Annotated in this window: 1 rRNA gene; it reads right to left on the reverse strand. The window is 48.4% G+C overall.

Going from position 1 to position 727, the window contains the following annotated elements:
• Positions 1-384, reverse strand: a 16S ribosomal RNA gene (locus L5M71_RS23010); the annotation flags it as partial.
• Positions 385-727: the final 343 nt, after the last annotated feature.

Raw genomic sequence — 727 nt, forward strand, 5'->3', positions numbered from 1 at the left:
GTTTCCCCCATTGTGCAATATTCCCCACTGCTGCCTCCCGTAGGAGTCTGGGCCGTGTCTCAGTCCCAGTGTGGCTGATCATCCTCTCAGAACAGCTAGGGATCGTCGCCTTGGTGAGCCATTACCTCACCAACTAGCTAATCCCACCTAGGTTCATCCAATCGCGGAAGGCCCGAAGGTCCCCTCCTTTCCCCCGTAGGGCGTATGCGGTATTAGCAGTCGTTTCCAACTGTTATCCCCCTCGACTGGSCAGATCCCTAGGCATTACTCACCCGTCCGCCGCTCGCCACCTCAGAAGTAAACTCCCTTGTGCTGCCGCTCGACTTGCATGTGTTAGGCCTGCCGCCAGCGTTCAATCTGAGCCATGATCAAACTCTTCAATTAAAGTTTTGTTGTTTGACTGACGTCAAACGGCTCAATGAATTCTGTCATTTGTTTCCGCTTTTAAAAAAGCGRAACCAAAATTATGTACATATTGCTATGAACACTCATTGTTACATTGATTTAAATTTTTGACTGCCAACCCGAAGGCTAAGCAGTTTCGATTAACTCAACACCTGTGAGTGTCCACACAGATTTCTTGTTTTATCTTGTTAAAGAGCAACTCAACCTCGTAAGAGAAGGTGAGTACCACACTGAGCGTCGAACGCTTCCAGTTGGCTAGGGCTGCGTATTTTACGCATTTCCCGTTTCGCGTCAAGGAGTTTTTACAACTTCTTGCTACGAT

It is taken from the genome of Shewanella sp. SW1, from assembly GCF_025653545.1.
Lineage (GTDB): Bacteria > Pseudomonadota > Gammaproteobacteria > Enterobacterales > Shewanellaceae > Shewanella > Shewanella oncorhynchi.